This is a genomic window from Lutibacter sp., assembly GCF_021647475.1.
In the GTDB taxonomy this organism is placed as follows: Bacteria; Bacteroidota; Bacteroidia; order Flavobacteriales; family Flavobacteriaceae; genus Lutibacter.
In genome coordinates this window covers 1-25,628 of record NZ_JAKIUR010000017.1, presented here as the reverse complement: position 1 = coordinate 25,628, position 25,628 = coordinate 1, and the positions used below count along the sequence as shown (strand labels likewise).

At 29.4% G+C, this 25,628-nt stretch carries 21 protein-coding genes; 9 read left to right on the top strand and 12 right to left on the bottom strand.

Annotated elements, in window-relative coordinates:
• The first annotated feature begins 20 nt into the window (after window positions 1–20).
• The 6 genes from L3J60_RS05900 to phoU all read left to right on the top strand — a co-directional run bounded on the left by L3J60_RS05900 (window position 21) and on the right by phoU (window position 5,885).
• Complete coding sequence (locus tag L3J60_RS05900) at window positions 21–1,259, top strand: porin (protein ID WP_291974569.1); 1,239 nt, start codon at window positions 21–23, stop codon at window positions 1,257–1,259.
• Window positions 1,260–1,646: 387 nt separating this feature from the next.
• A complete protein-coding gene (locus L3J60_RS05895) occupies window positions 1,647–2,591 on the top strand; it encodes a PstS family phosphate ABC transporter substrate-binding protein (protein WP_291974568.1) in 945 nt (314 codons plus the stop codon).
• 72 nt (window positions 2,592–2,663) lie between these two features.
• Window positions 2,664–3,539 (top strand): phosphate ABC transporter permease subunit PstC, encoded by an 876-nt coding sequence (gene pstC, locus L3J60_RS05890; RefSeq protein ID WP_291974567.1) that lies wholly within the window; start codon window positions 2,664–2,666, stop codon window positions 3,537–3,539.
• Window positions 3,532–4,389, top strand: coding sequence for a phosphate ABC transporter permease PstA (gene pstA / locus L3J60_RS05885; RefSeq protein WP_291974566.1), 858 nt, complete (start codon window positions 3,532–3,534; stop codon window positions 4,387–4,389). The genes pstC and pstA overlap by 8 nt, the downstream gene beginning before the upstream one ends.
• Window position 4,390: 1 nt before the next feature.
• The gene (gene pstB / locus L3J60_RS05880; protein ID WP_291974565.1) at window positions 4,391–5,206 is read left to right on the top strand and encodes a phosphate ABC transporter ATP-binding protein PstB; all 816 of its coding nucleotides are present in this window, start codon (window positions 4,391–4,393) and stop codon (window positions 5,204–5,206) included.
• A 16-nt stretch (window positions 5,207–5,222) separates the two neighbouring features.
• The gene (gene phoU, locus L3J60_RS05875; protein ID WP_291974564.1) at window positions 5,223–5,885 is read left to right on the top strand and encodes a phosphate signaling complex protein PhoU; all 663 of its coding nucleotides are present in this window, start codon (window positions 5,223–5,225) and stop codon (window positions 5,883–5,885) included.
• Window positions 5,886–5,910: 25 nt separating this feature from the next.
• Here the strand turns inward: phoU and L3J60_RS05870 are convergent, their stop codons facing one another.
• Window positions 5,911–6,501 (bottom strand): hypothetical protein, encoded by a 591-nt coding sequence (locus L3J60_RS05870; RefSeq protein WP_291974563.1) that lies wholly within the window; start codon window positions 6,499–6,501, stop codon window positions 5,911–5,913.
• Between the two features lie 180 nt (window positions 6,502–6,681).
• On the opposite strand from L3J60_RS05870, the gene L3J60_RS05865 reads away from it, so the two are divergent.
• Window positions 6,682–8,946: an inorganic phosphate transporter gene (locus L3J60_RS05865; RefSeq protein WP_291974562.1), complete on the top strand. Its 2,265-nt coding sequence runs from the start codon at window positions 6,682–6,684 to the stop codon at window positions 8,944–8,946.
• A gap of 72 nt (window positions 8,947–9,018) precedes the next feature.
• On the opposite strand, the gene L3J60_RS05860 is transcribed toward L3J60_RS05865, so the two are convergent.
• The 11 genes from L3J60_RS05860 to L3J60_RS05810 form a co-directional block, all read right to left on the bottom strand.
• Entirely contained in the window at window positions 9,019–11,400 is a 2,382-nt protein-coding gene (locus L3J60_RS05860; protein ID WP_291974561.1) for a ribonucleoside-diphosphate reductase subunit alpha, read from the bottom strand.
• Between the two features lie 218 nt (window positions 11,401–11,618).
• Window positions 11,619–12,590 carry a ribonucleotide-diphosphate reductase subunit beta gene (locus L3J60_RS05855; protein ID WP_291974560.1) on the bottom strand — a complete coding sequence of 324 codons (972 nt, stop codon included), beginning with the start codon at window positions 12,588–12,590 and terminating at the stop codon, window positions 11,619–11,621.
• A 478-nt stretch (window positions 12,591–13,068) separates the two neighbouring features.
• A complete protein-coding gene (locus L3J60_RS05850) occupies window positions 13,069–13,545 on the bottom strand; it encodes a hypothetical protein (RefSeq protein WP_291974559.1) in 477 nt (158 codons plus the stop codon).
• 25 nt (window positions 13,546–13,570) lie between these two features.
• Window positions 13,571–15,292 (bottom strand): hypothetical protein, encoded by a 1,722-nt coding sequence (locus L3J60_RS05845; protein ID WP_291974558.1) that lies wholly within the window; start codon window positions 15,290–15,292, stop codon window positions 13,571–13,573.
• A 56-nt stretch (window positions 15,293–15,348) separates the two neighbouring features.
• Complete coding sequence (locus L3J60_RS05840) at window positions 15,349–16,452, bottom strand: hypothetical protein (protein WP_291974557.1); 1,104 nt, start codon at window positions 16,450–16,452, stop codon at window positions 15,349–15,351.
• Window positions 16,453–16,461: 9 nt separating this feature from the next.
• Window positions 16,462–17,307, bottom strand: a complete 846-nt coding sequence (locus L3J60_RS05835) for a hypothetical protein (protein ID WP_291974556.1) — start codon at window positions 17,305–17,307, stop codon at window positions 16,462–16,464.
• Between the two features lie 29 nt (window positions 17,308–17,336).
• Complete coding sequence (locus tag L3J60_RS05830; RefSeq protein WP_291974555.1) at window positions 17,337–18,860, bottom strand: hypothetical protein; 1,524 nt, start codon at window positions 18,858–18,860, stop codon at window positions 17,337–17,339.
• Between the two features lie 182 nt (window positions 18,861–19,042).
• On the bottom strand, window positions 19,043–20,017 hold the full coding sequence (locus tag L3J60_RS05825; RefSeq protein ID WP_291974554.1) for a hypothetical protein: 975 nt from the start codon (window positions 20,015–20,017) through the stop codon (window positions 19,043–19,045).
• Between the two features lie 237 nt (window positions 20,018–20,254).
• Window positions 20,255–22,009, bottom strand: coding sequence for an OmpA family protein (locus tag L3J60_RS05820; RefSeq protein WP_291974553.1), 1,755 nt, complete (start codon window positions 22,007–22,009; stop codon window positions 20,255–20,257).
• A 175-nt stretch (window positions 22,010–22,184) separates the two neighbouring features.
• Entirely contained in the window at window positions 22,185–23,783 is a 1,599-nt protein-coding gene (locus L3J60_RS05815; protein ID WP_291974552.1) for a LuxR C-terminal-related transcriptional regulator, read from the bottom strand.
• A 93-nt stretch (window positions 23,784–23,876) separates the two neighbouring features.
• Complete coding sequence (locus tag L3J60_RS05810) at window positions 23,877–24,440, bottom strand: DUF3109 family protein (RefSeq protein ID WP_291974551.1); 564 nt, start codon at window positions 24,438–24,440, stop codon at window positions 23,877–23,879.
• 94 nt (window positions 24,441–24,534) lie between these two features.
• Between L3J60_RS05810 and L3J60_RS05805 the strand changes: the two genes are divergently transcribed.
• The gene (locus tag L3J60_RS05805; protein WP_291974550.1) at window positions 24,535–25,116 is read left to right on the top strand and encodes a MarC family protein; all 582 of its coding nucleotides are present in this window, start codon (window positions 24,535–24,537) and stop codon (window positions 25,114–25,116) included.
• A gap of 13 nt (window positions 25,117–25,129) precedes the next feature.
• On the top strand, window positions 25,130–25,531 hold the full coding sequence (locus L3J60_RS05800; protein WP_291974549.1) for a hypothetical protein: 402 nt from the start codon (window positions 25,130–25,132) through the stop codon (window positions 25,529–25,531).
• Window positions 25,532–25,628: the final 97 nt, after the last annotated feature.

Sequence of the window (25,628 nt, the reverse complement as noted above, 5' to 3'; positions counted from 1 at the left end):
ATAATTTTATACATATAAAAATGAAAAAATTTAAAAATTACATTCTGATTATGTTACTTTTAGCAAGTGTTATAACTTTTGCCCAAGAACAAGAAAAAAATAAAAATCCATTTTTATTTAAATGGGATAATGGTTTTAAACTTGAAAGTGCCGATAAAAATTTTAAGCTTAAATTCGGTGGTAGAATTATGGTTGATCACGCATTTTTTTCTCAAAATAACGATTTAAATACAGCATTAGGGAAATTAGAAACTAAAAACGGTACTGAATTTAGACGTGCACGTTTTTTTACTTCAGGAACCATTTATAAAAATGTAAATTTTAAATTACAAATTGATTTTGTAGGTGGAAAAGCTACATTAAAAGATGCCTATATGGGTATTAAAAAAATTCCTGTTTTTGGTAATATTAGAGTCGGTCATGTAAAAGAACCTTTTCGCTTTGATGCTTTAACTAGTAGTAAATATATTACTTTTATGGAACGTGCTTTACCTATTGATTTTATGCAGGAACGTGATAACGGTATTATTGCTTTTAACAATTTTTTAGATAATAAACTTTCTTTACAGGTAGGTTATTTTAGAAATCAATCTAATAATTCATCAGATTTAGCAGCTAATAACGGTTATGCCTTTACCACAAGAGCAACAACTTTAGCTTTTCAGAATAAAGAAAAAAATCAATTATTACATTTAGGTGTTGGCTATAGCCACCGAAATCCTGATACAAATAAATTTAGAATATCTTCAAAACCTGAAGCTCATTTAAGTAGTGTAAAATATATTTCAACTGGAACTATTAGCGATGTTAAAAGTATAAACCTTTTAAATTTTGAAACGATTTTTATAGCTGGATCCTTTTCTTTTCAAGGTGAATATTTAACTGCAAAAGTTAATACACAAAATACTCCATTAACCAACAATTACAACTTTTCAAGTTATTATGGACAAATAAGCTATTTTTTAACTGGTGAACATAAAAAATATAAAAGTTCCTATGCAGGTCTTGGTCGTGTTCACCCAATAAAAAATTATGGTGGAGAAAAAAATGGTTCTGGTGCTTGGGAAGTTGCCTTACGATTTTCAAATTCTGATTTAAACAGTAATAATATATTAGGAGGAGAACAATCTGACGTAACTTTGGGTTTAAACTGGTATTTAAATCCTTCAACAAGAGTAATGTTTAATAATGTTTGGGCAAATATAAAAGATACAGGAAATGCAAATATCTTTCAAATCAGATTTCAAATAGATTTTTAAAATACATAAAAACCCGTTGTGCATTATAACTTTTTAAACTTACTGTTACGTCCGTTCGAGCCTGCCTGACGGAAAGGCAGGTAATTTTTTATCAAAAATTGTATCGAGAACGGCTGTTTTTAAATAAAAAACCTATTCTCGATACTAATTTTAAGCCTAAAAAGGCTAAAATTCACTCGAATTGACGAAATTTTCTCATAACGCACAACGGGTTACATAAAACTATAAAAATAAAAGAGGAGAACTTATAAAAAATGAGCTCTCCTTTTTTTATTCGCATTATTTAAATCTAAACACTCAAAATTAGTAACACTTTCTTTATTATAACTTAACGTTTTGCTAATATTAGACGTGTTTATTTGTAAAATAAAAACTAATAAACAAAAAATGAAAAAAATAACACTATTAATTATGCTTGCTATAGTAGCAACCGCATGTGGAGACAAAAAAACTAAGAACAAAACTTCTAATAATGAAGAAGTTATTTCTGGAAAGATAAAAATAGATGGTTCAGGAACTGTATTTCCTGTTTCTGAAGCAGTTGCTGAAGAATTTTTAAAAGTTCAACCTAAAGTTAAAGTTACCGTAGGCGAAAGTGGTACAGGTGGTGGTTTCAAAAAATTTGCTATTGGAACAACTGATATAAATGATGCTTCAAGAGATATTAAAAGTTCTGAAAAAGAGTTATGCAAACAAAATAACATTGATTATGTTAGATTAACAATTGCTTTAGACGGGATAACAGTTGTTGTAAATAAAAACAATACTTGGGCAAAAGATATTACTACTGCTGAACTTAAAAAGTTATGGGAACCAAATAGTAAAATCAACAAATGGAGTGAAATACGTGAAGGTTGGCCAAATGAAGAAATTCACTTATATGGACCAAATACTTCTCACGGAACTTACGATTTTTTTACAGAAGAAATTATGGGGAAATCTGGTGCTAGTCGTTCAGATTATAATGCTGTATCTGATTATAATGTTGCTGTACAAGGTATTGAAAAAGATAAAAATGCTTTAGGCTATTTTGGTTTATCATATTATGAAGAAAATAAAGATAAATTAAATGCATTAAGCATTGATAATGGCAACGGGTTGGTTGCTCCAAGTTTAGAAACGGTTGCAAACAATAGTTATGCTCCTTTATCTAGATCATTGTACATATTTGTTAGTAAAAAATCTGCACAGCGTATTGAAGTTCAAAAATTTATAGAATTTTATTTAAATAATGCTCCATCTTTATCAAAAGAAGTTGGTTATGTGCCAATGCCAGCCAGTGGATATGAAGCTCAAAAAATAGCATTTAAAAATGCGATTGTTAAACACTAAATAAAAATAAATCTTATAAAAATAACCTATAAAAAGGAGAGCTCCTTTTTATAGGTCTTTTTAGTTACTCAAATGAAATTAAAAGAGAAAATAATAGAAATTGTATTACAATTTTTTGCTTCTATAACTATACTAACCACCGTTGGTATTATTGCCGTACTTTTATTTGAAAGTATTACTTTTTTTAAATCGGTTTCCATAATTGATTTTTTTACTGATACAAAATGGACCCCTTTATACAGCAATCAACACTTTGGCATTTTAGCATTGGTTTCTGGTACGGTTTTAACCTCAACTATAGCTATTTCAATTGCTTTACCTATTGGATTAACTATCGCTATTTATTTAAATATGTATGCTTCTAAAACTTTTAGAAAAACCTTAAAACCTTTTTTAGAAATTTTAGCAGCCATTCCAACAGTTGTTTATGGGTTTTTTGCACTTTCTGTTGTTACTCCATTTTTACAAAAAATATACCCTGGTTTAGAAACATTTAATTCTCTATCGGCTGGTATTGTAATGGGAATTATGATTATTCCTTTTGTTTCTTCTTTAAGTGAAGATGCTTTATCTGCTGTTCCAAAATCATTAAAAGAAGCAGCTTTTGGGATGGGTTCTACTAAATTTCAAACTTCTTTTAGAGTCATGGTTCCTGCTGCATCCTCGGGGATAACTGTTTCGGTAATTTTAGCAATTTCACGAGCCATTGGTGAAACTATGATTGTTGCCATTGCAGCAGGTCAACAAGCAACTTTTACTTTTAATCCAATGGTTCCAATACAAACAATTACTTCGTATATCGTACAAGTTAGTATGGGAGATGCTCCTCAAGGATCTATTGAATATAAAACCATATTTGCTGCAGGATTAACCTTATTCGTATTTACTTTTTTATTAAATAGTTTTAGTTTTTACATCAAAAAAAAATACCAAGAAAAGTATGAATAACTCACAAAAAAATAAATTAATAGATACTTCTTTTAAAACGATTGGATTATTATTTACCTATTTTGGAATTGCAATTTTAGCAATTTTATTGTACAAAATAGTACATGCTGGCTATACGAGAATTAATTGGGAATTTCTTACAAGTCTTCCTTCTAGAAAACCAGAAAAGGCAGGAATTTATACCGCAATTATTGGAACGCTAGATTTAATGGTTTTAACTATTATAATTGCAATTCCTATTGGAGTTGGAGCGGGCATTTATTTAGAAGAATATACAAAAAAAACAAAATTATCCTTACTTTTAGAAATTAATATTGCAAATTTAGCGGGTGTACCTTCAATAATTTATGGATTATTAGGTCTAGGGATTTTTGTAAGGTTTTTTAATCTTGGCGAAAGTATTTTATCAGGAGCACTAACATTATCATTATTGATTTTGCCAATTATTATTGTGGCAACTCGAGAAGCAATTAAAGCCGTACCAAGTTCTTTAAAAGAAGCTTCTTTTGCATTAGGAGCTTCAAAATGGCAAACCATTCAAAAAGTTATTTTACCATCATCTTTTGGAGGTATTTTAACAGGAATTATTTTAGCTATGTCACGAGCAATTGGTGAAACCGCACCTTTAATTGTTGTTGGAGCTATGGCGTATGTACCTTTTATTCCTCATTCTCTATTTGACAGTTTTTCAGTATTACCAATGCAAATTTTTACTTGGACTACACGCCCACAAGCTGGGTTTGCAATAGCTGCTTCAGCAGCCATCATCATATTATTAATTTTAACATTTGCTATGAACGGGATTGCTGTTTACTTTAGAAACAGATGGCAAAATAAATTAGGAAAATAAAATGACAACAATTATAGAAAATAAAAAATTGGAAAAAATTCAACAAGTTGTAGATGAAGATAATGCTTCTAAAATTAGCGTAAAAGAAATGGATGTTTGGTATGGTTCTTTTCATGCAATTAAAGAAGTTACTATAAAAATTAAGCCAAACACTATAACTGCATTTATTGGACCATCAGGTTGTGGTAAATCAACATTTTTACGCTTATTTAATAGGATGAATGATTATATAGAAAGTTTTCATTTTGATGGAAAAGTTAAAATTGATGGTAAAAATATTTATGGTAAAAAAATAAATATTGACGAATTAAGAAAAAAAGTAGGAATGGTTTTTCAAAAACCAAATCCATTTCCAAAATCCATCTTTGAAAATGTAGCTTATGGCTTACGAATTCAAGGGATAAAAGATAAAAAATTAATTTTGGAACGGGTAGAAAATTCATTAAAACAAGTAGCACTTTGGGATGAGGTAAAAGACGACTTAAAAAAATCTGCTTTAGCATTATCTGGAGGTCAACAACAACGATTATGCATTGCCAGAACATTGGCAGTTGAGCCTTCAGTTATTCTAATGGATGAACCAACTTCTGCATTGGATCCAATTTCAACGGCTTCCATTGAGGATTTAATATTCAAATTAAAAGAAAAATACACTATTATTATTGTTACTCATAATATGCAACAAGCAAGTAGAATTAGTGACTATACTGCTTTTTTCTATATGGGGAATTTAGTGGAATACAATAAAACAGAAATTTTATTTACAAAACCAGAAAAAAAACGAACTGAAAATTATATCTCAGGTAAATTCGGATAAAATATAATACACACTTATGGAAAAATCGATACAATATAAAGATGCCTTAAATAAATCAGGGTTAAAAATGCTGTCTCTTTGTGAAAATCAGCTAATAAATGCTTATCAAGCATTCTCAGATTTTGACACGGATTTAGCTGAAGAAGTAATGCGTAAAGAAAATAGAATCAATGCTTTAGATATTAAAATAGAGGAAGATTGTGAACAGTATTTAGCTTTATACAAACCTGTAGCACGTGATTTACGATTTATTATGGCTATTCGGAAAATTAATTCAGATTTAGAACGAATTGGAGATCATGCCTATGCCCTTGCAAGAAATATAACCCTTAGAGAAAATCCTGTAGATTCCAAATTAATGGAGCTTTTACAAGTTGAAAAAATGTTTTCAGTAGTCATGGAAATGATGCAACATATTTCTGAAGGATTTATTGATAAAAAATCTAAAACAGCACGAAAAGTATTTAAAAAAGATAAAATAGTAGATGAAATAAATACTAATTCTTACTCTATAATTACAAATGAAGTTACTAAAAATCCTAAACTAATTGCGGACTCACTTGTGTTATTTTCAGTAATTCATAAATTAGAAAGAGTAGGTGATCTTATTAAAAATATTTCCGAAAAAATAATCTTCTATTTAGATGCTGAAATAATAATGCACAAAAAAACTAAATAAAAAAGTCTATTCAGTAGGCTTTTTATTAATATTTAGGTGGTGGAGAAACCATTATATGTGCTTTATGCGTTCCTGGATCCATAATCCAAGGTCCTCCTTCAACTTGTGGCTGTGTTGGCAATCCTGTACTTTTAGATGTTGCCCAAGGTATGTACACTACATATCTATAATTTGCATCTACAATTTTTTTTAATTGCTTATCATAATGTGCTTTTCCTCCATATAAAATATATAATGTACTTGGGTGGTTTGGCATTTTTAATTTTCCGTTTTTTGCTTCTTGTTCTCTAATATTAAATATCTCCGTTCTATTTTTCCCAATAGCTTTTAATGCTCTTCCTCTTGCCATAAAAGGCTCTAAATCTTTATGATAACAAGCTACACTATAACTTTTATTATTTGGGTTATTTGCAAGGCAAATAAGTTCATTAGTGCCTTTTTTTAAGGTGATTACTTCTCCATTTTTAGCGTATCCTAAAACAGTAGCCTCTGCTCTTTTATTTTTAGGAGCAGCTTGTAAAGCTGCATTTATTTGCTCCTCTTTATTAGGAACAACATTTTGAGAATTACATTGTATAAATGTAAAAGCCAATAAAATTAAAAATATTTTTTCCATATTAGAAGTAGTTTTTTAATTTTATAAATATACTTAAAAAATGACATTTTTATTTAATACTTAAAATTATAAGCAAATACATTAAAATAATTGAATAAAATAACCTTTAAATCATAACAATTTCTTAATATTGGTTTAAACTTAACTTAATACATTTGCACATTATTTTAAATTAAAATTATGGATAATACATATTTATTAATGGTTATTGCTTTAGCTGTTTTGGCGGTTGCCGATTTAATTATTGGGGTTAGTAATGACGCGGTGAATTTCTTAAATTCTGCTATTGGTTCAAAAGTAGTTTCCTTTAAAGCTATTGTTATTGTAGCAAGTATTGGTATTATATTTGGAGCTCTATTTTCAAGCGGAATGATGGAAGTTGCCAGAAAAGGTATTTTTAATCCAGGCATGTTTATGTTTAGTGATATTATGATTATTTTTATGGCAGTAATGATTACTGATATTTTACTACTTGACTTTTTTAATACCTTAGGAATGCCAACCTCAACAACAGTTTCAATTGTATTTGAATTGTTGGGTGCTGCCGTTGCAATTTCATTAATTAAAATAGCCTCAAAAGGTGAAGATTATTCTGTTTTAGTTAATTATATTAATACCGAAAAGGCTACACAAATTATTTTTGGTATTTTACTTTCGGTAATAGTTGCTTTTACCGTTGGGGCAATTGTTCAATTTATATCAAGACTATTATTATCTTTTAATTATGAAAAAAAACCAGCTTGGGTAGGTGCTATATTTGGAGGCATCGCTTTAAGTTTTATTATCTATTTCATATTATTTAAAGGAATTAAAGGAAGTAACTTTGCTCATGAGAAATTAAGCTTTTTAAATGGTGAAAACCTAAAAGATTATCTAGAAAATCATGCTTTTATAATACTATTTTTCAACTTCATTTTTTGGTCTTTTTTATCTTTCTCATTTATAAAATACTTTAAAATAAATATTTATAAAATAATTATTGTAATAGGTACTTTTGGGTTAGCTTTAGCTTTTGCAGGAAATGATTTAGTGAACTTTATAGGTGTACCTATTGCTGCTTGGCAATCTTTTGAAGCTTGGTCTAACGCCGCTGTACATGTACCTGCTAATGAGTTTTCTATGAGTATTTTAAGTGCTAAAGTTGCTACTCCAAACATTTTACTATTAATTGCTGGTTTAATTATGGTTGGTACATTATGGTTCTCTAAAAAAGCCAAAACTGTAGTTGCTACTTCCGTTAATTTAGCACACCAAGGAGATACTACAGAAAAATTTCAACCAAACTTTTTATCAAGAGTATTAGTAAGAGGAGCTATTTTAACTGGAAGATATACCAGTACTATTGTTCCAAAATTTATTCAAAATAAAATTGATAAACAATTTGAAAAACCCGTAATTAAATTAGCTTCAAACAAAACTCATGAATTACCTGCATTTGATTCTGTACGTGCCGCTGTAAACTTAGTAGTAGCCAGTATTTTAATTTCTATTGCTACCTCATACCAATTACCACTTTCAACCACATACGTTACGTTTATGGTTGCTATGGGTAGCTCACTAACCGATAGAGCCTGGGGAAGTGAAAGTGCAGTTTATAGAGTTGCTGGTGTATTAAATGTAATTGGCGGATGGTTTTTTACTGCTATCGCTGCTTTTATAGCTGCTGGAACTATTGCATATTTAATTAACTTAGGAGGACCAACCATGATTGCCGTTTTACTCTTTGTAGCATTTCTTATTCTACTTCGAAATTCTATCACTCACCTAAAAAAATCTAAATTAGCTAAAGATGAAGATTTCTTAAATAAAACAGAAAGTAAATCGTTAAAAGGTGTTATTGAAGAAAGTGCTGATAATATTTCTAAGGTATTAAAGAGAGTAAGTAGAATTAACACAAACACAATTGAAGGACTTATAAATCAAGATTTAGCATTATTGAAAAAAACAAAAACCTCTGTAGCTAAATTAGAAGCTGAAATTGAAGCTTTACAAAATAATATTTTCTATTTTATTAAAAATTTAGATGATTCTTCTGTAAGTGCTAGTACTTTTTATATAAATATTATTGGCGACTTACAGGATATAGCACAATCTGTTGGGTTTATTTCAAAAGCTAGTCATAAGCATATTCATAACAATCATAAAAAGTTGAAGAAAAATCAAGCTAATGAATTATTAGATATTGATCATAAATTAAGTGATTTATTATCAAAAGTTAGAGTGATTTTTGATAATAGAACTTTTAATAAAATACCTTCTTTAACACAAGAAAAACAAGTTCTATTAGATGAAGTTGCTGTTTCGGCTCAAAAACAAGTTGAACGAACCAGAACTACCGAATCAAGTCCAAAAAATACAACTTTATATTTTAGTATTTTATTAGAAATGGAAGATTTAATTAAAGCTACTGCAAATTTAATTGAACAATATACACCTATAAAATGATTGATTTAATATCATTTAAAAAGCCCTATTTGAATCTTCAAATAGGGCTTTTTAGTTTTTGTATAATTACCATTATGATCCACACATTAAACAATCATCTGGGTTTTCTTTTGATTGTAAAATAAGCTGTTTTAATTCTTCAGGAGTTAACGGTTTTTCTTTTTGCTTTTTTTCTTTTGATACTGTAAACTGAATGGCATTTACAGCACTTTTAGTACGTAGATAGTACATACCTGTTTTTAAACCACTTTTCCATGCATAAAAATGCATAGAGGTTAACTTGGCATAATTTGCGTCTTGCATAAATAGGTTTAGTGATTGTGATTGATCTACAAAATACCCTCTTTGACGAGACATATCAATAATATCTTTCATACTCATTTCCCAAACCGTTTTATACAACTCCTTTAATTCTTGTGGTATTATATCAATATGTTGGATAGAACCATTTGCACGCATAATCTCTTCTTTCATTTTGTTATCCCATAAATCTAGTTCAACTAAATCTTCTAATAAATGTTTATTTACAACAATAAATTCTCCACTTAAAACTCTACGCGTGTAAATATTTGAAGTATATGGTTCAAAGGCTTCATTATTTCCTAATATTTGTGAAGTTGAAGCTGTTGGCATTGGTGCAACTAATAATGAATTTCGTACTCCATGTGTCATTACTTTTTTTCGCAAAGCACTCCAATTCCATCGTCCGCTTAAATCATCTTCTGATACTCCCCACATATTAAACTGAAATTCTCCTTTAGACATTGGAGAACCTTTAAAACTTGAATAGGGCTCTTTCACTTTTGCCATTTCCATAGAAGCTGTGACAGCCGCAAAGTAAATAGTTTCGAAAATTTCTTGATTTAATTTTTTAGCTTCATCACTTGTAAAAGGAAATCGCAACATAATAAAAACATCTGCCAAACCTTGAATCCCAAGTCCAATTGGTCTATGCCTAATATTTGAATTCTCTGCTTCTTTAACTGGGTAATAATTACGATCAATAACTGTATCTAGATTTTTGGTGACTTTCTTAGTTATTTTGAAGAGTTTCTTATGGTTGAAAAATTTTACACCTTCTTTATTTTCTTCAACAAATACAGGAATTGATATGGATGCTAAGTTACAAACAGCAATTTCATCTTTTGCTGTATATTCCATAATTTCAGTACATAAATTTGAAGAACGAATGGTGCCTAAATTCTTTTGGTTTGATTTTCTGTTTGCCGCATCTTTATACAACATATACGGATTTCCAGTTTCAATTTGCGCTTCTAATATTTTTTCCCAAAGATCACGTGCTTTAATTGTTTTTCTTCCTTTTCCAACTTTTTCGTACCCTGTATATAATTTTTCAAACTCATCTCCATAGGTATCAAATAAATGTGGACATTCATTTGGGCACATCAACGTCCAATCTCCATTTTCTTCCACACGTTTCATAAATAAATCTGGAATCCACATCGCATAAAACAAATCGCGTGCACGCATTTCTTCTTTTCCAGTATTTTTTCTTAAATCTAAAAAATCGAAAACATCTGCATGCCAAGGTTCCATATAAATTGCAAAAGAACCTTTACGTTTACCTCCACCTTGATCTACATAACGCGCAGTATCATTATACACTTTTAACATCGGAACTATTCCGTTTGAAGTACCATTGGTTCCTCTAATATAGGATCCTGTTGCACGAACATTATGAATTGATAAGCCAACACCACCAGCCGATTGGGATATTTTTGCAGTCTGTTTTAACGTGTCGTAAATTCCATCAATACTATCATCTTGAATTTGCAATAAGAAACACGATGACATTTGAGGTTTTGGTGTTCCTGAATTAAATAATGTTGGTGTAGCATGTGTAAATATTTTTTTAGACATTAACTCATAAGTCTCAATTGCTTCATCAATATCTTCTTGATGAATACCAATAGCAACACGCATTAACATATGTTGAGGACGTTCAGCTATTTCTCCATTTAGTTTTAATAAGTAAGAGCGTTCTAAGGTTTTAAAACCAAAATAATCATAACTAAAATCACGATTGTAGATAATAGTAGAATCTAATTTTTCTGCATTATCCATGATAACTTTATATGTTTCATCAGATAATAGTGGTGCTTTTTTCCCAGTACGTGGATTTACATATTTATATAAATCTGTCATTACTTCTGAGAATGATTTTTTGGTATTTCTGTGTAAGTTTGAAACAGAAATACGAGCAGCAAGTTTTGCGTAATCAGGGTGTTGAACAGTCATAGTTGCTGCTATTTCAGCAGCTAAATTATCTAATTCTGAAGTAGTTACACCATCATACAAACCTTCAATAACCCGCATAGCAACCTTTACGGGATCTACCAATTTATTCAAACCATAACACATTTTTCGTATTCTAGATGTTATTTTATCAAACATTACAGGTTCTTTTCTTCCGTCTCTTTTTTGTACAAACATATTTTGATTTATGATTTATGAATTTAGAATTACGAATAATTTCGCATTGTAAATTCTTATTAATTTTTTATGAATCTTGTCATTCCTACCTCTGTCTGCCGACAGGCTGGTACGCAGGAATGGCAGCGTTAAATAACTCAAATTAAACTATAATTAGTTTCGAATATTTATATATATTAGGGTAATTGTATAATTCGTAATTTTAACTTTCTAATTATCTAGAAGTCGGCATCAAAACTAATGCTTCCTGTTCCTCCGCTTTTTACACCTGCTTTTTGATATTCAGAAACTCGTTTTTCAAAGAAATTTGTTTTCCCTTCTAAGGAAATCATTTCCATAAAATCAAACGGATTTGAAACGTTATACACTTTTTCACAACCGTATTCCACTAACAATCTATCCGTTACAAACTCTAAATATTGGGTCATTAATTTAGCGTTCATTCCTATTAAACTAACTGGTAAAGATTCTGTAATAAATACACGTTCTATGTCTAGTGCATCAATCAAAATTTCTGTAATACGCTCTTTTGGAACTTTTTTTACAATATGGTTTTGGTGTAAATGCACGGCAAAATCTGCGTGTAAACCTTCATCTCTGTTTATCAATTCATTTGAAAAGGTTAAACCAGGTAAAAGTCCTCTTTTTTTCATCCAAAAAATAGAACAAAAACTTCCTGAAAAAAAGATACCTTCAACAGCTGAAAAAGCAATTAAACGTTCTGCAAAACTATCACTTTCAATCCATTTTAAAGCCCAATCGGCTTTTTCTTTAATAGCTGGAAAATGGTCTATAGCAGTAAATAATTCGTCTTTTTCAATTTCATTTTTAATGTAGGTGTCAATTAATAAAGAATAGACTTCAGAATGAATATTTTCCATCATTAACTGAAATCCGTAAAAGAATTTTGCTTCAGTATATTGTACTTCACTTACAAAATTTTCAGCTAAATTTTCATTTACAATTCCGTCAGAAGCCGCAAAAAAAGCTAAAATATGTTTGATAAAGTAACGTTCATCATCATTTAATTTTGTTTCCCAATCAATAACATCTTGATGTAAATCTATTTCTTCAGCAGTCCAAATACTCGCTTCTTGTTTTTTATACCATTCCCAAATATCTTGGTGTTGAATTGGAAAAATTACGAAGCGATTTTTATTTGGTTGTAAAATAGGTTCAATAAATGACATTTATTTTTGGTTTTTTTAGTTGATAAATTGCGATTATTTTGGAAAAATCGAGAGCAACAAATATTGCAAAAAAATACTCAAAAAAAAAGAGCACTTATTCACATTTACACCTAAGTTTTTAACATTTTAACAAGTTAGGTTTAATTATCTATAATTGCATCATATTGATTATCAGCATACTAAAAATAACAATTATTGCTTAACTATTGGTTTTATTGAGGTTAGTTTTAAAAGCAAAAGAGCACAATTTTTGTGCTCTTTTTTAATAAGGAACTATTTGAAGTGAAATTAAATTATAAATAATGGTTTTGTAGTTCCTTATTATTAATTTAGTTAGTAAAATTGATTTGTGGGGAAACTTTATCCTTTTTCAAAAATTTTTTCTACTTGCTTTTTACATTTTTTTAAATTACTGTTTTATTTAAACTTCTTTAGTATTTGGATTTGCCATTAGCATTAAAATTTTAAATTCAAATTATTAGTTAAAGTAATTTTTATACTTTTCGTTAATTTGATTTATTCTTTTTTGAAAAGCTGTCCCTACTTGTTCTAAAGCTTTTAATTGGGTATCATTTATTAAACCTTGTGTTTTTCTTGTATTCATATAAGTATCAAATTCTTCCATTAATTTTGCCATTTTCGCACTATTAGATACAAATTGCACCATTAATTTACCTGCTTTTAAACCATCCATTAAGGTTTGATCTTCGTCTTTTTTATTTAAAACATCCTTTCCTTCAATCGCTAATTGTTCAATATTATCTGAAAATTCATTCAGTGCTTTTTCTGAAGATTTTATGACTTCAACTAGTTCAGTATCGCCTTTAATTTCATCAGCAATTGAAATTTTTAAAGGTGGTAAAAAGTTGTCGTTTCTTTTTTTCTCGCCTGAGCAAGCAATAAATAAGCTAGTAATTAGTGTGATCACTAAAATTCGTTTTGTTAAGTTTTTCATGGTTATTATGTGTTTTTATTAAATGTTATTCTTTCTCTGATAATTTAAATTCGATTTTTAAAGTCGCTTTTCCGTTTGACAGTATTCTTTCAAACTCTTCGGAGCTTTTAAATTTTTCAATCTCTGCTTCCGTAAATTTAAGTTGTTTAAAAGCTAATGGATAGCCATTTAAAGAGTTGCCTTTTGTAATATTCCATTCTTTATCTTCTTTACATCCAACATCTACTTGTTGCCAAACATCACTTCTAACATATCTTCCTGTTAAATCAAAATTTAAATCTAAATAAATAGGGCCGTTGTTATTTTGTGAAATATTACAAGTGTTTAGAGCATCTTCATCTAAAGACACTTTAAACGCCGCAAAAACACCTTTACCTCCTAACGAGCTTACTGAAATAACTTCAGGAATTGCACTTTCATTTTCAGGCCAACCATACAACGTTTGTTTTCCAATGCCAGGAATAATTGTTGTGTAGGGTATTTCTAAAGGTTCCCCATCGGTTCCGGTTGGATTATCGTAATTTCCGCTATTTCTAAAAGCTACCATATCAAAAAATTGAGGAGTCTCATCTTCTTCAGGAAACTTTATAGTTGCTGCTCTCCAAACAAGCTTTGCTTTGGCAAATCCTGAAGCGGTGTATGTTGCGTAGATATCGTATTTAGAATTCTGTTTAACCTCAATTTCCCTTAATCTTAATGTTGGATCTTTTGTTAAACCTGCCATTGTATCTGGAGCTCCTTTTGTTACAACATAATAAACTCCATTAGGAACTTCTGTAAATTTAAATTTTCCTTCTCCATCAGTTTTTTTTTCTTTTTCAGGTAATTCAGATTCGCTACAAAAAGGTTTTAGCTTTACTTTTTGATTTTTTATAGGTTTGTGTGTTTCTTTATCTACAAGCGTACCACTTATTTCGCCTTCAAAAGTTTCAAGTTCGTATTCTAATTCGTCAGGAATAACACCAAAAGGATCATAAACAATATGTTGTTCTAAAACTTGAAATGTTCCATCTTCCCATAAGTATTGTACTTGATAATCACCCAAAAACAACTTTTTGTTAAATTCAAAATCTCCACCTTTAACTTCTGTATCAGCATTAAATTTTTTATTTCCAGGTCCATAACGATGCATTTTAACTTTACCACAAGCTTTGTAATTATCATCACGTGTAATTTTTCCTTTTAAGTTTTGTGGTTTAATTTTATGGTAATAAAAAATAGAATTGGCGTGAAAGTAAACTGAAATTAATTCAGTTTTATCAGTTTCAGCGTTTTTATAGGTTACTTTTACAGAGATTTTTTTTGACACGTGCAATCCCCAAACTTCTGAAGTTATTTCAGGTGGCCAACCTGCTATAACTCCATTCATTATATCGTTAAAAGTTACCCCTGTATAAGGGTTATATCCGCAATGTCCAACCCAAGTTATTTTATCTGGTGTTGAAATCCTTTTTGGAGGCGTATTTAAGTTATACTTAAATTGTCTGCGAGCTAAATTGGTTAGTTCGGAATTTAAATAGTCTTCTAAAGGTTCAATTGCTCCATTAATTTGAACCTCTTCCCCTAATTTATTTTTAGTAACTATTTTAACTGCTCCACTCCAAGCAACTAAATATTGATCGCTTGGATCTTTAAACATTTGTTTAAAAAAAATTTCTGGTGGAGTATATTCAAATTCAGGTTCCATATTTTGAGCATTAAGCTTAAATATAAACAATGCTATTAAAATGAAAATTATTTTTTTCATAAGTTTACTTTTATTAAAAGTTAGTAAGGGACAACTAAACTTTTAGATTATTTTATTTAATGTTTTCTACGGTATTTTTTGATTTCTAATGTTTTTGTTCTACTCGCTTTTAAAAGGTATAATCCAATATTATTTTGCGGAATTAATTGTGTGTTTTCATATTTAAAATCGAGTTCTGTTGCTGCTGCTTTTTTATCAGTAATATTATCCATATTTACGAAAGAACTATCTTTAATTTTGAAAGAATCTCTAGTGTCAGACTCAAATCCATTGTTAGTATATAACTGATATTTTATTTGTAGTTTGTTATTTTTATCAATATTTAAAATTTGTAATTTTCCTAAGTTTAGTTTTGTGGTTACAAATACTAAAATATCATTTTTTTGAATTTGAAACCCTTTTAAATTATCTGCTTGATAGAGTAAATCTTGGCGAGCATCTAGTAATTCGCCAATTTTATTTCCATTTAACGAATTGTATAGTTTTTCTCTTTTTAACCAAATTGGTTTGAATAGTTTTTTATTAATTTTAAAAAGTGTATCTATTTCTATGGCTATTTTTGTTCTATTTGGGTATAATCGTTTTCCTTTTATTGTGGTTGAAAAACTTTCATCTTTTAGTATTAAACCTTTCCAAGCATATAAATCTTGAAACTTATCAATTTTATAATAATCTGCATTTTTACCAAGTATTTCTTTGGTTCCTGATTTTTCAGTGCCCATATAAAGTGTTTCAATCCAAGAATCAATTATTTGATAATATTGAAATTTTTCTCTACATTTTATACGTAAATGATATGGATCATCACTTATTTTATTTTTTTTGAAATCGAAATAATAACGATGTTCATCAACCCATAATCGTTCTGCTATTATTACTTTTTCAGGAAGTGGTTTCCCTCCAAATTTGGAAACTTGGTAAATCTCTTCAAAAGCAATATCTCCAAATTCATCCCAATAATAAATTACTTGTTCGACAACATAGGGCACTTGTTTACTGTAACTTGTTGTAATACCATTTACAGATGAAAACCCAGAATGCGTTGAATATCGCACTTTTTCATACACTATTTTACCCGATTTTACTTTGTATGGTTTAAAATCTTGTGAAAAGGATGAAATAGCTATACTTAAAAAAAATAATTGAAGTATCTTTTTCATAGCAACTTCTTAATTTCCTCTTCTCATTTTTATCATTTTCTGAATCATATCATACGTTTGATGCAATTCTTCATCGCTCATGTTTTTCATTTCAGAATCATTTTTAGTTGCCATTTTTTTCCATTCTTCAAAGGATAAATTTTGAATTTTACCCATGTTTGCATCCATTTCTTCCATATCATCATTGTACTCATCATTACTTCTATATCCTTCCATTTTTTGGATAGGGAAATTAGGAAGTTTAAAGTTTGAGTCTGGTACAGAAACATTTATTTTTACACTTGTTGCTTCTTTTACAGTTGTAATACCAAGTATTTTCATTTGTAATTTTAATACAACTCCTTTGTGCATCCATTGTTTCCCTCCTGGTACGCTCCACACCTCACATTTGTACCCCATAAAATTTTCATTTCCAACTTTTTTACCACCTATAGACTCTAACATACTTTTGCCTGCTTCACCTGCATCTGTATTACTTTGTTTCATCATATCCATTGCTAAATCTCTAGTTAGATAGATTGTTTTTTTATCAAAATCAGCAAGGTAACTTTCTCCATTATCTAGCTTTTTAACAGTATGTGTATTTGTTGTTTTAGTTTTGCCTCTACCAAATATTTTTGTGATAGTTGTTTGAGTTGATTTTTCTTCAGTCAGTTCTACAGCTCCCCAATCTTTAAAATATAAATTTTCTGTACCTGATCCTTTAATGGTACTTCCAAAAGTTTTTCCTGAAGTAGTTATGTTATATTGTATTATGGCCGATTTTACATTGTATCGTTTTAATTTATTTTGACTGTTTCCGCTGCAACTTGCAAGTACTACAAGCACTACAAGTAATATGTTTATTTTTTTCATGATATTTATTTTTATGTTTTTATTGTTTTTTACTCTTTAATTTCTTGTAGTTCATAGATGTGGTAATAACCGTAATTTTTGGCTCTATTTTCGTCAATAATTTTTGCGTAAATCCCGGGTTTGTCATTTATCATCCAAAGTTTTTTACTACGATCAAAACCATCCACCGCTTCAATAACGGTACAATTAAAAGTACCAGCTGGAGTGGTGATTTTTTCTGAACCAACAACTCTAAAAGAGTTATCTTCTTCAGGATATAACTTGTTGTATGCATCAAATTCATTTGGAGGTAGCCCTGCATCTTCAGGTAGGTTGTAACGGTCGTATCCATTGAAAATAAAATCGATACTAAGCTGTTGTTCCTGAGGATTTGAGTTTACATCGGCAGTAAGTGTTTCGTTTTCAAAAACATCAACTGCTTGAATTAAAGTTGCATAGTTATAAACCAAATGTTTTACATTTACTAAAGTCATCATCATTTTCATTGGGTCTTTCCACGGTAATTTTTGTTCATCATCGGAGTATTTAAATTCACTTTCTTCTCCATCTTTAGCTTTGGTATAGAAGTCATCTTGTGTAAAAGTGAGATGCTCAATTTTAACTACTTGTTGTGCTTCTTTTTTAAATGAATAAATAGTACCGTTGTTTTCTAATGAAATTTGATTGTTGGTAATCGCTATTACTTTATTTAAACCACTTAATTTCTCTAAGCGACCTAATAGTATTACTGTTTTTTCACTTTTATTGAATAGCCACATTCCGTTAGATGTACTTGTAGAATATTCAGTCTTTTCAACATAAACAAACTTGTCAGGAGCATTAAATTTTAATATATGTACTGCATCCGGATTTTCTTCATCGCTAAGTCTCCAAGTTCCAATGAGGCCAGATGCACCATTTTCTTTTGCAATTTTTTCGTGGTCAATTTTTGAAAAATACGTTTTAGCGCTTTTAACATCTAGAATGAAGCTTGTTTTATTAGATTCTAGAATGGAATATTCCCCATTAAGTTTTTTAGTATCAAAAAATATTGCTTTGGTGGTATTATTATAGTCCCATGTTCCAAATATAAATCCCTGAGTATAGAAAATTCCATTGCTATTTAAATCCATTATCACACCTACAAAATCAGTTTTCCCATCCTTTTCCTGTTTTTCTAACAACCATTCTCCAGTAAATTTGTTGTTGAGTTCTTTGCCTTTAGGAAGGCCTATTCTTTGGAGAATAGTAGTTTCATCTTTAGAATTCAGTAGTTTTAATTCCTTTTCATCCAAAGTTTCTATTTTATTGACACCATCAATTGCCTGAAATTGGTCACATTTAATAGTGAGCGTATTTTCCGATTCATTTTTTAACCAGGTTCCTACATCCCGTCCCGCAAATTCAATTACTCCGCTATCTTTAAAAGTTAAGTAGGAAACATAAGTTCTTGTTTGGTCGCCATACTGAATTGATTCAGTCAATTTCCAAACTCCATTTAAATCCGCTTTTTGGGCGTTTAGAAACCCAACACAGGTGATAAGTGCGATAAGTAATAGATATTTTTTTTTCATTGTAAAGAATTAAATAGATTATTATTGATTCTAACTTTTAATTTTTTAAAAAGGCTAGAGAGAGTACAATTGAAGCTACAACTAATGGTCTATGTACTCTCCCTACATTGTATCATAAAACACTTGACTAATTACGTTCACTTAAAGAGACATTGTTTTTGTTTCTTTATTGTTTTTAATAGCTAATTTTTTATAGTTTTATTTACTTCCTTCTTATTTATTAGACCTGGATTGATCAGATTCGTTTTTCGGTTGGTAGTTTTCAATTTACCACCTGTTGTTTTTGCTTTAAAATTACCTAGTTTAGACCCATCATTAATATTAACATTACCATCTGAATTTTGGTTTAATTCACTTCTTGGGTCATTTGCATCTCCAATGTTTCCTCCAGCCAAAGAATTTAAAGTAACAGCTCTATATACAGCCATTTGTATTTCTATTGGACCTGGAGGTGCATTCCCTCCATTTTCTTCATCCATAGGATTTTCATAGCTGTCTTTTTCAATAGTTTTTTCACTAGTTACATTCCCATCAGCATCTGTTTTAGTCACTGTAATTGTTGTCTTTGTATTACCATCTGCATCTTTAGTAGTTGTTTTATCACAAGTTGCGTTACTACCATCTGGCTGTGTTTGAGAAACATGTGTTCTAGTTACAGAACTCCCATCTGAGTTACCGACATGTTGTGTATCAGTTTCAGAATGGTATCCACTATCACTACTCACAGATGATGTATTATGATAAAATGAAGTAGTACCATTACTATCAGAATGTTTCTGAGAAAAATGAGAAGATTCTACATCCCATGAATTACCACCAGCAGAACTATGCCCTTGCCCAGGCACCCCTCTAAAACCATCGTTTCCATTATTACCCAATGGGTTATCACGGTCAACATCACCGACACCACTTCCTTTATTTTGACCATAACCACTTCCTGCATATGAACTATTTCCCCTTCTCCCGTAACCTGAACCAATATCCAAATCATAGTCACTACCACCACCTGGCATATTAATATTACCTATATATCCTTCAATATTAATACTACCATCAACGTTCACACTTCCTCTAAAAAGAACACCAACATTTAAATTGTCCCAAATGTCACTTGATATTTCTCTTTCTTCTCTAGCTTCAATAATGTCACTAAACATGTCTAATATGTCTTCTTCATTCGTTAGTTCAAACCCCTCCTCATAAGTAACATCATTATCTTCCTCAAAATCATTAATATTAAGATCCAAAACCTCCAAAAGATTGTCTTCAAGGTTCGCATAATGTACCTTTTGCCTTAATTTATCTAAATTCCTTGTAATTTCTTCTTGACCCGTAATTTGGCTAACACTAAAAATAGTTATTAGCATAAAAATTATTTTTTTCATAATATTTTTTTATTTTAAAATTTTTAAAATTGCTGTTTCCCCTGGATATAGGGTTGCTGTTTTACTGTCCTGAATTCCTAAATTAAAATCTCTTTCAGAATAAATTACATTTTCAGATTTACCTTTATCCAAATCGCACGTATAAGTTCCTTGAATTTCTAAATGATTGGATTGACTATGCACAGAACCGTTATAATTGTAGGTTACATACTTAATAGTTAGTTTATGATTATCATTTTTATCAACATCTAAAATTTTCATTTTTCCTAAATTTCCATCGGAAGTTGCATACAAAATAATGGTTCCTTTTCCATTTACAATACCCGAATTATTTGAAATAGGAATATTTATACTTTCAGGAAGCGATTCTAACTTAGCTCCAATGGTTTTTTTATCAAGTTGATTAAAGGTTAATCCTGTATTGTTACCGCTATTATTACTATTTGTTGAAGAACTTCCTTCAAATTTTACAAATTCAACTCTACGGTTATTCGCTTTTCCTTCTGGGGTACTATTGTTATCTATAGGCTTGCTTTCTCCAAAACCATTAGATTTTAATCTATTACTAGCAATACCCATATTTATTAATTTATCCATAACTGTTTTACCTCTTGCTTTAGATAAAGTCATATTAGTTTCGTCTCCACCATCACTATCGGTATGCCCTTCTACACTAAAATTAAGTTCAGGATTTTTGACCATCAATTGATAAATTTTATTGATTGGTCCCATACTTTCAGGTTTTAATGTTGCTTTATTTACATCGAATTTAATTCCATTCACAATAATTTTACCGTCAGTAAGAACTCGATCGTAGTATTTTACACCACCTTTGGCTATGCGAAAATTTCTTAAGTATTGATTCCCTTTCTGTGATTTTATAGTAAATCCCCAAGGATTCCCTTCTAGATGGGGAATGTTGATTAATCGAGTGTCATCCATATAAGCTTTAAACTTACCCTTAGTATAAGCAATAGAAATATGTCGCCATTTTCCAACAGGTTCATTACTCCATCCTAGATTTTCAGTTCCAGGATACCTTTTGTCTGTTTCTTTAAATTCAATTCCATTTGGATAAACCGTGAAATTTCCTCCTAAACCTTTGCCTCTTTGATTTTTTTTATCTCGGAAAGCTATAAAAAACCTATTGGCAGTGGTTTGTCCTTTTTCAAACCATACATCAAATTCTATGGTAAATATTTCAGGCAAGTAATCTTCGTTTGAATTTTTTAAATAGGGCACTATTTCGCCACCTCTATCAATAAACATAATAATATTTTTTCCGTTAACATTGGCTATTTCAGCAGAACCAGCATATAAATCCCATCGGCTTGGGAATTCACCATTCTCTTCATCGGCACTTGGGCCATCTTCAAAAATAACGGTATCGCCGGGAACAAAATCAAACTTGCTCCACACTACGGTAGGCTTGTTTGATTTTGCTTTGGTTTCTTTTGAATTATTCTCCTCACTTGAAGAAGAATTTCCGTTAGCTTTTTCATTTGTATTGCTATTTCCCCCTTTATTGTCTTTTTGTGTTTTTTTCCCATCTAATTTGTCTTCTGCTTTATCGAATTTTTTATCAATGGTTTTATCTACTCTATTTTCTGATCTTCGTTCAGCTTCTTTATTAATTTTTTCTTTAGCATGTTTTACTAATTTTTTAAAAAATTGTGCTTCTGTTTGTTGAGGCAGCATAAATAATACGCTAAAGACAAGCAATAATTTAAAAAGGATGGTAGTTTTAAACTGATGTTTTTTCATAATTTTTATTTTTAAAATTTTAGCTTTTATTGTGGTTTAATTTTTATGCTAAATTATGTTCAAAAACAAAAAATTACTTCATAAAAAAGTATGATTCTATTCACCCAAAAGGGTGATTTATAGGATAAAGAATGTTGATAATTAGGCTTTAAGTAGAATAACGCGTATTTATTTATTAAATGTCGGTTATTTTTTTAATAGCTTGAATTCTATTTTTAACATCTAATTTGGCGTAGATATTTTTGATATGTGTTTTTACTGTGTTTTTAGAAACAAACATTTTCTCAGCAATTTCATCGTTAGAAAAACCTTTTGAAATAAAGTTAAAGACTTCTGTTTCTCGTTTGGAAAGTCCAAATTCATCAAACTTTTCAGTTAAATTTTCTTTTTTAATAATTGTATTATTATTTGCAGTATCTTTTAATTTTTTAATTTGATGAATATAGTTTTGTATTTCTGAGTTTTTATTTTCTAATTCTAAATCAGAATTTTTTCGGTATAAAAACAGTAAAATTGACAGGGTTAAAATTACCAAAATACTAACTGCAGAAATATAAATAATTCTTTTAAAATTGGTTTTTGCCTTTTTTTGATTTACTTCAATATTTTTTGCTAATTCTTCTATTTTCTTATCTTTTTTAGCGGTATCGTATTCAATTTGGGTACTTATAATACTTTTTTGAGAGGCTTCATTTACAATACTATCTTGAAATAAAGTAGTTTTTTTATATGCATTTAAAGCTTTTTTATAATTATTTACTTTAGTATAATAATCTACTAATGCGTTGTAACCTAAGGCAATGTTTTCTTTAGATTTTATTGCTTTTGCATTTTCTAACCCTAAAATTATATTGTCAAAAGACTCCTTGTGTTTACCTGTATATAATTGATTTTTACCAATATTTATTAATGTATTACTTAAATATCTAATATTATTAGATGCTGTAAATAGCGGTATTGCCTTTTTGTAATAAACTGTAGATTGTTTGTAATCTCCTTTTTTTTGAAAAAGTAATCCTAGTAAATTATCTCTAATAGCTTCACTTTTTTTATGATTATTGGCCTTTGTTAAAATTAATGCTTTATTAAGGTAATAATATGCTGAGTCATATTCCTTTTTATACAAAAACACTTCACCTAAATTTGATAAACTATATTCTTGTCCTTTTATTCTTTTTCCTTTTTTATCTAAAGCGTAAACTCGCTTAAAATAATACAAGGCTTTATCATATTCTTTAGTGTCAATAAATACATTTCCTATTCCACTAAGTGCAATAGTTATGCTTCTATTATGATTAATTTTTTCAGCTAATTTTAATGCCTTAAAATAATATTCAAAGGACTCTTTTTCTAAATTAAGTTTATGAAAAGTAACTCCTAAATTATTTAAACACTTGATTTTCAATAAAGTATCTGTAGTCTTATTTAAATAGTTTAATGCTCTTTTATGAAAAGTTAAAGAGTTACTATAATCAAAATGTCTTCTAGCATATAATCCTTTTCTATTATAACATTCTGCTAAACCATCTAAATAATATATTTTTTCAGAAATTTTTAAAGCTTCATTAATAATAGCATTATTAACGTGTTTTTCTTTAAGTGTTTTTTTGTATAAACTAATTAAATTGTCAACTTTTTTAATGCTGTTTGGCTGTGCTTTTAAAGCTTCAAATAAACTTTCGTTTTCTTTGTTTATTGATGTGGTATTTTGACTAAAACTGCCAATGGTTACCACTAAAAATAATATTGAAATAAGAATGTTTTTTTTATTCATAGCTTAATAAATAATCTTCGCTAAAGTTAAAAAACAAAAAATAGCTTTCATTATAATAATTGTAACAATTGATACATATACTGTTTTATTAACCTATTTATAATTTCCTGCCACTTTTTCAAGTTCAGCATACCAATCTTTGCCAAATTTTCTAATCAGTGCTTCCTTTACAAATTTATAAACTGGCACTTGTAATGCTGCTCCTAAAACACAAGCATCGTCACAAATTGGCCAATGGTGATAATTTACAGCAGAAAACTCGCTGTAATCCATAATTCGAATAGGGTATAAATGACAAGAAACAGGTTTTTTCCATTTAATTTTTCCAGCATTATACGCTTCTTCAATACCACATTTTGCAATGTTATTTTTGTCAAAAATTACATAAGCACAATCTTTGTCATCAATTAAAGTAGTTTCATATTCTCCTTCATTAGTTATAAAAAGCCCTTGATTTTCGATCGCCTCAATGCCTTCTTTTCGTAAAAACGGTTTAATTTTTGGATAAATATCTAATAATATTTGAAGTTCGTCCTCTTCTAGTGGTGCTCCTGCTTCACCGTCAATACAACATTTTCCTTTACAAGCATTTAAATTACAGACAAAATCCTTTTCTATAATATCTTCTGAAACTATGGTTTTTCCTAATTGAAACATGTTGCAAAAATAAACTATTTTTTTACATTACATTTGTATTAATATAACTTTGAATTGTATAATTTCGCCAATTATTATTTTTAATTGATATATCATGAAAATAGATTTTAAAGAGATTTTTAGTACAACCATGATTTTATTTGCGGTGATTGATATAATGGGTAATATTCCTATTATTATTGAATTGCGTAAAAAAGTGGGAAACATAGAATCTGGAAAAGCATCCATTATTGCAGGATTAATATTAATTACATTTTTATTTTTAGGAAAAAGTATTTTAACCGTAATAGGTATTGATGTTCAATCATTTGCAGTGGCAGGTTCTTTTATTTTGTTTTTTTTAGCTTTAGAAATGATTTTAGGGATTACTTTATATAAAGAAGAAGATACCAATGCCATTACGGCCTCAGTATTTCCTTTAGCTTTTCCACTAATTGCCGGACCAGGAAGTTTGACTTCTATTTTAGCATTACGTGCTGAATATCAACCTATTAACATAGTTATTGCTATTATTATTAATGTGATATTTATGTATATTGTGATGAAAACCTCTTCAAAAATTGAAAAATTTATTGGACAAAATGGAATTAAGATTATTCAAAAAATATTTGGGGTAGTATTATTAGCCATTGCCGTAAAATTATTTACCTCTAACATACAAGGATTATTTCACTAATTATTAAATCATTATGAATGAATTCAACACTTTAATTATTGGAGGAAGCGCAGCTGGATTATCAAGTGCTTTAATTTTAGGCTCTGCATTAGACAAGCCTTTTGGTATTGGGAAAAAAGTTGGAATTATTACTCACCAAAAAAGTGCAGCTTTACAAAATGCTGAATTAAATAATGTGTTAGGATTTAAAAAAGGGACTAAAGGTGAAGACCTTCTAAAATTTGGTTTAGGGCAACTTTCTGAAAACTATCCTGAAATAATTCAAATTGAAAAAGAAAAAGTACTTAAAATTGAAGGTGCTTATCCTAATTTTACTGTGATAACCAATAAAAATTCTTATAAAACTAAAAATATAGTAGTTGCAGTTGGACCTTCTAATTTATTTAGTCGAACCTATTTTATTACAAGAAGATAGTTTTAATAGTGTTTTCAGTTGTTTTTATTACCAAAATAGGGCTCAAAAAAGACCAGTTTTTAGTATCTTGGTGAATAAAACCTTGTCAAATGCGTTC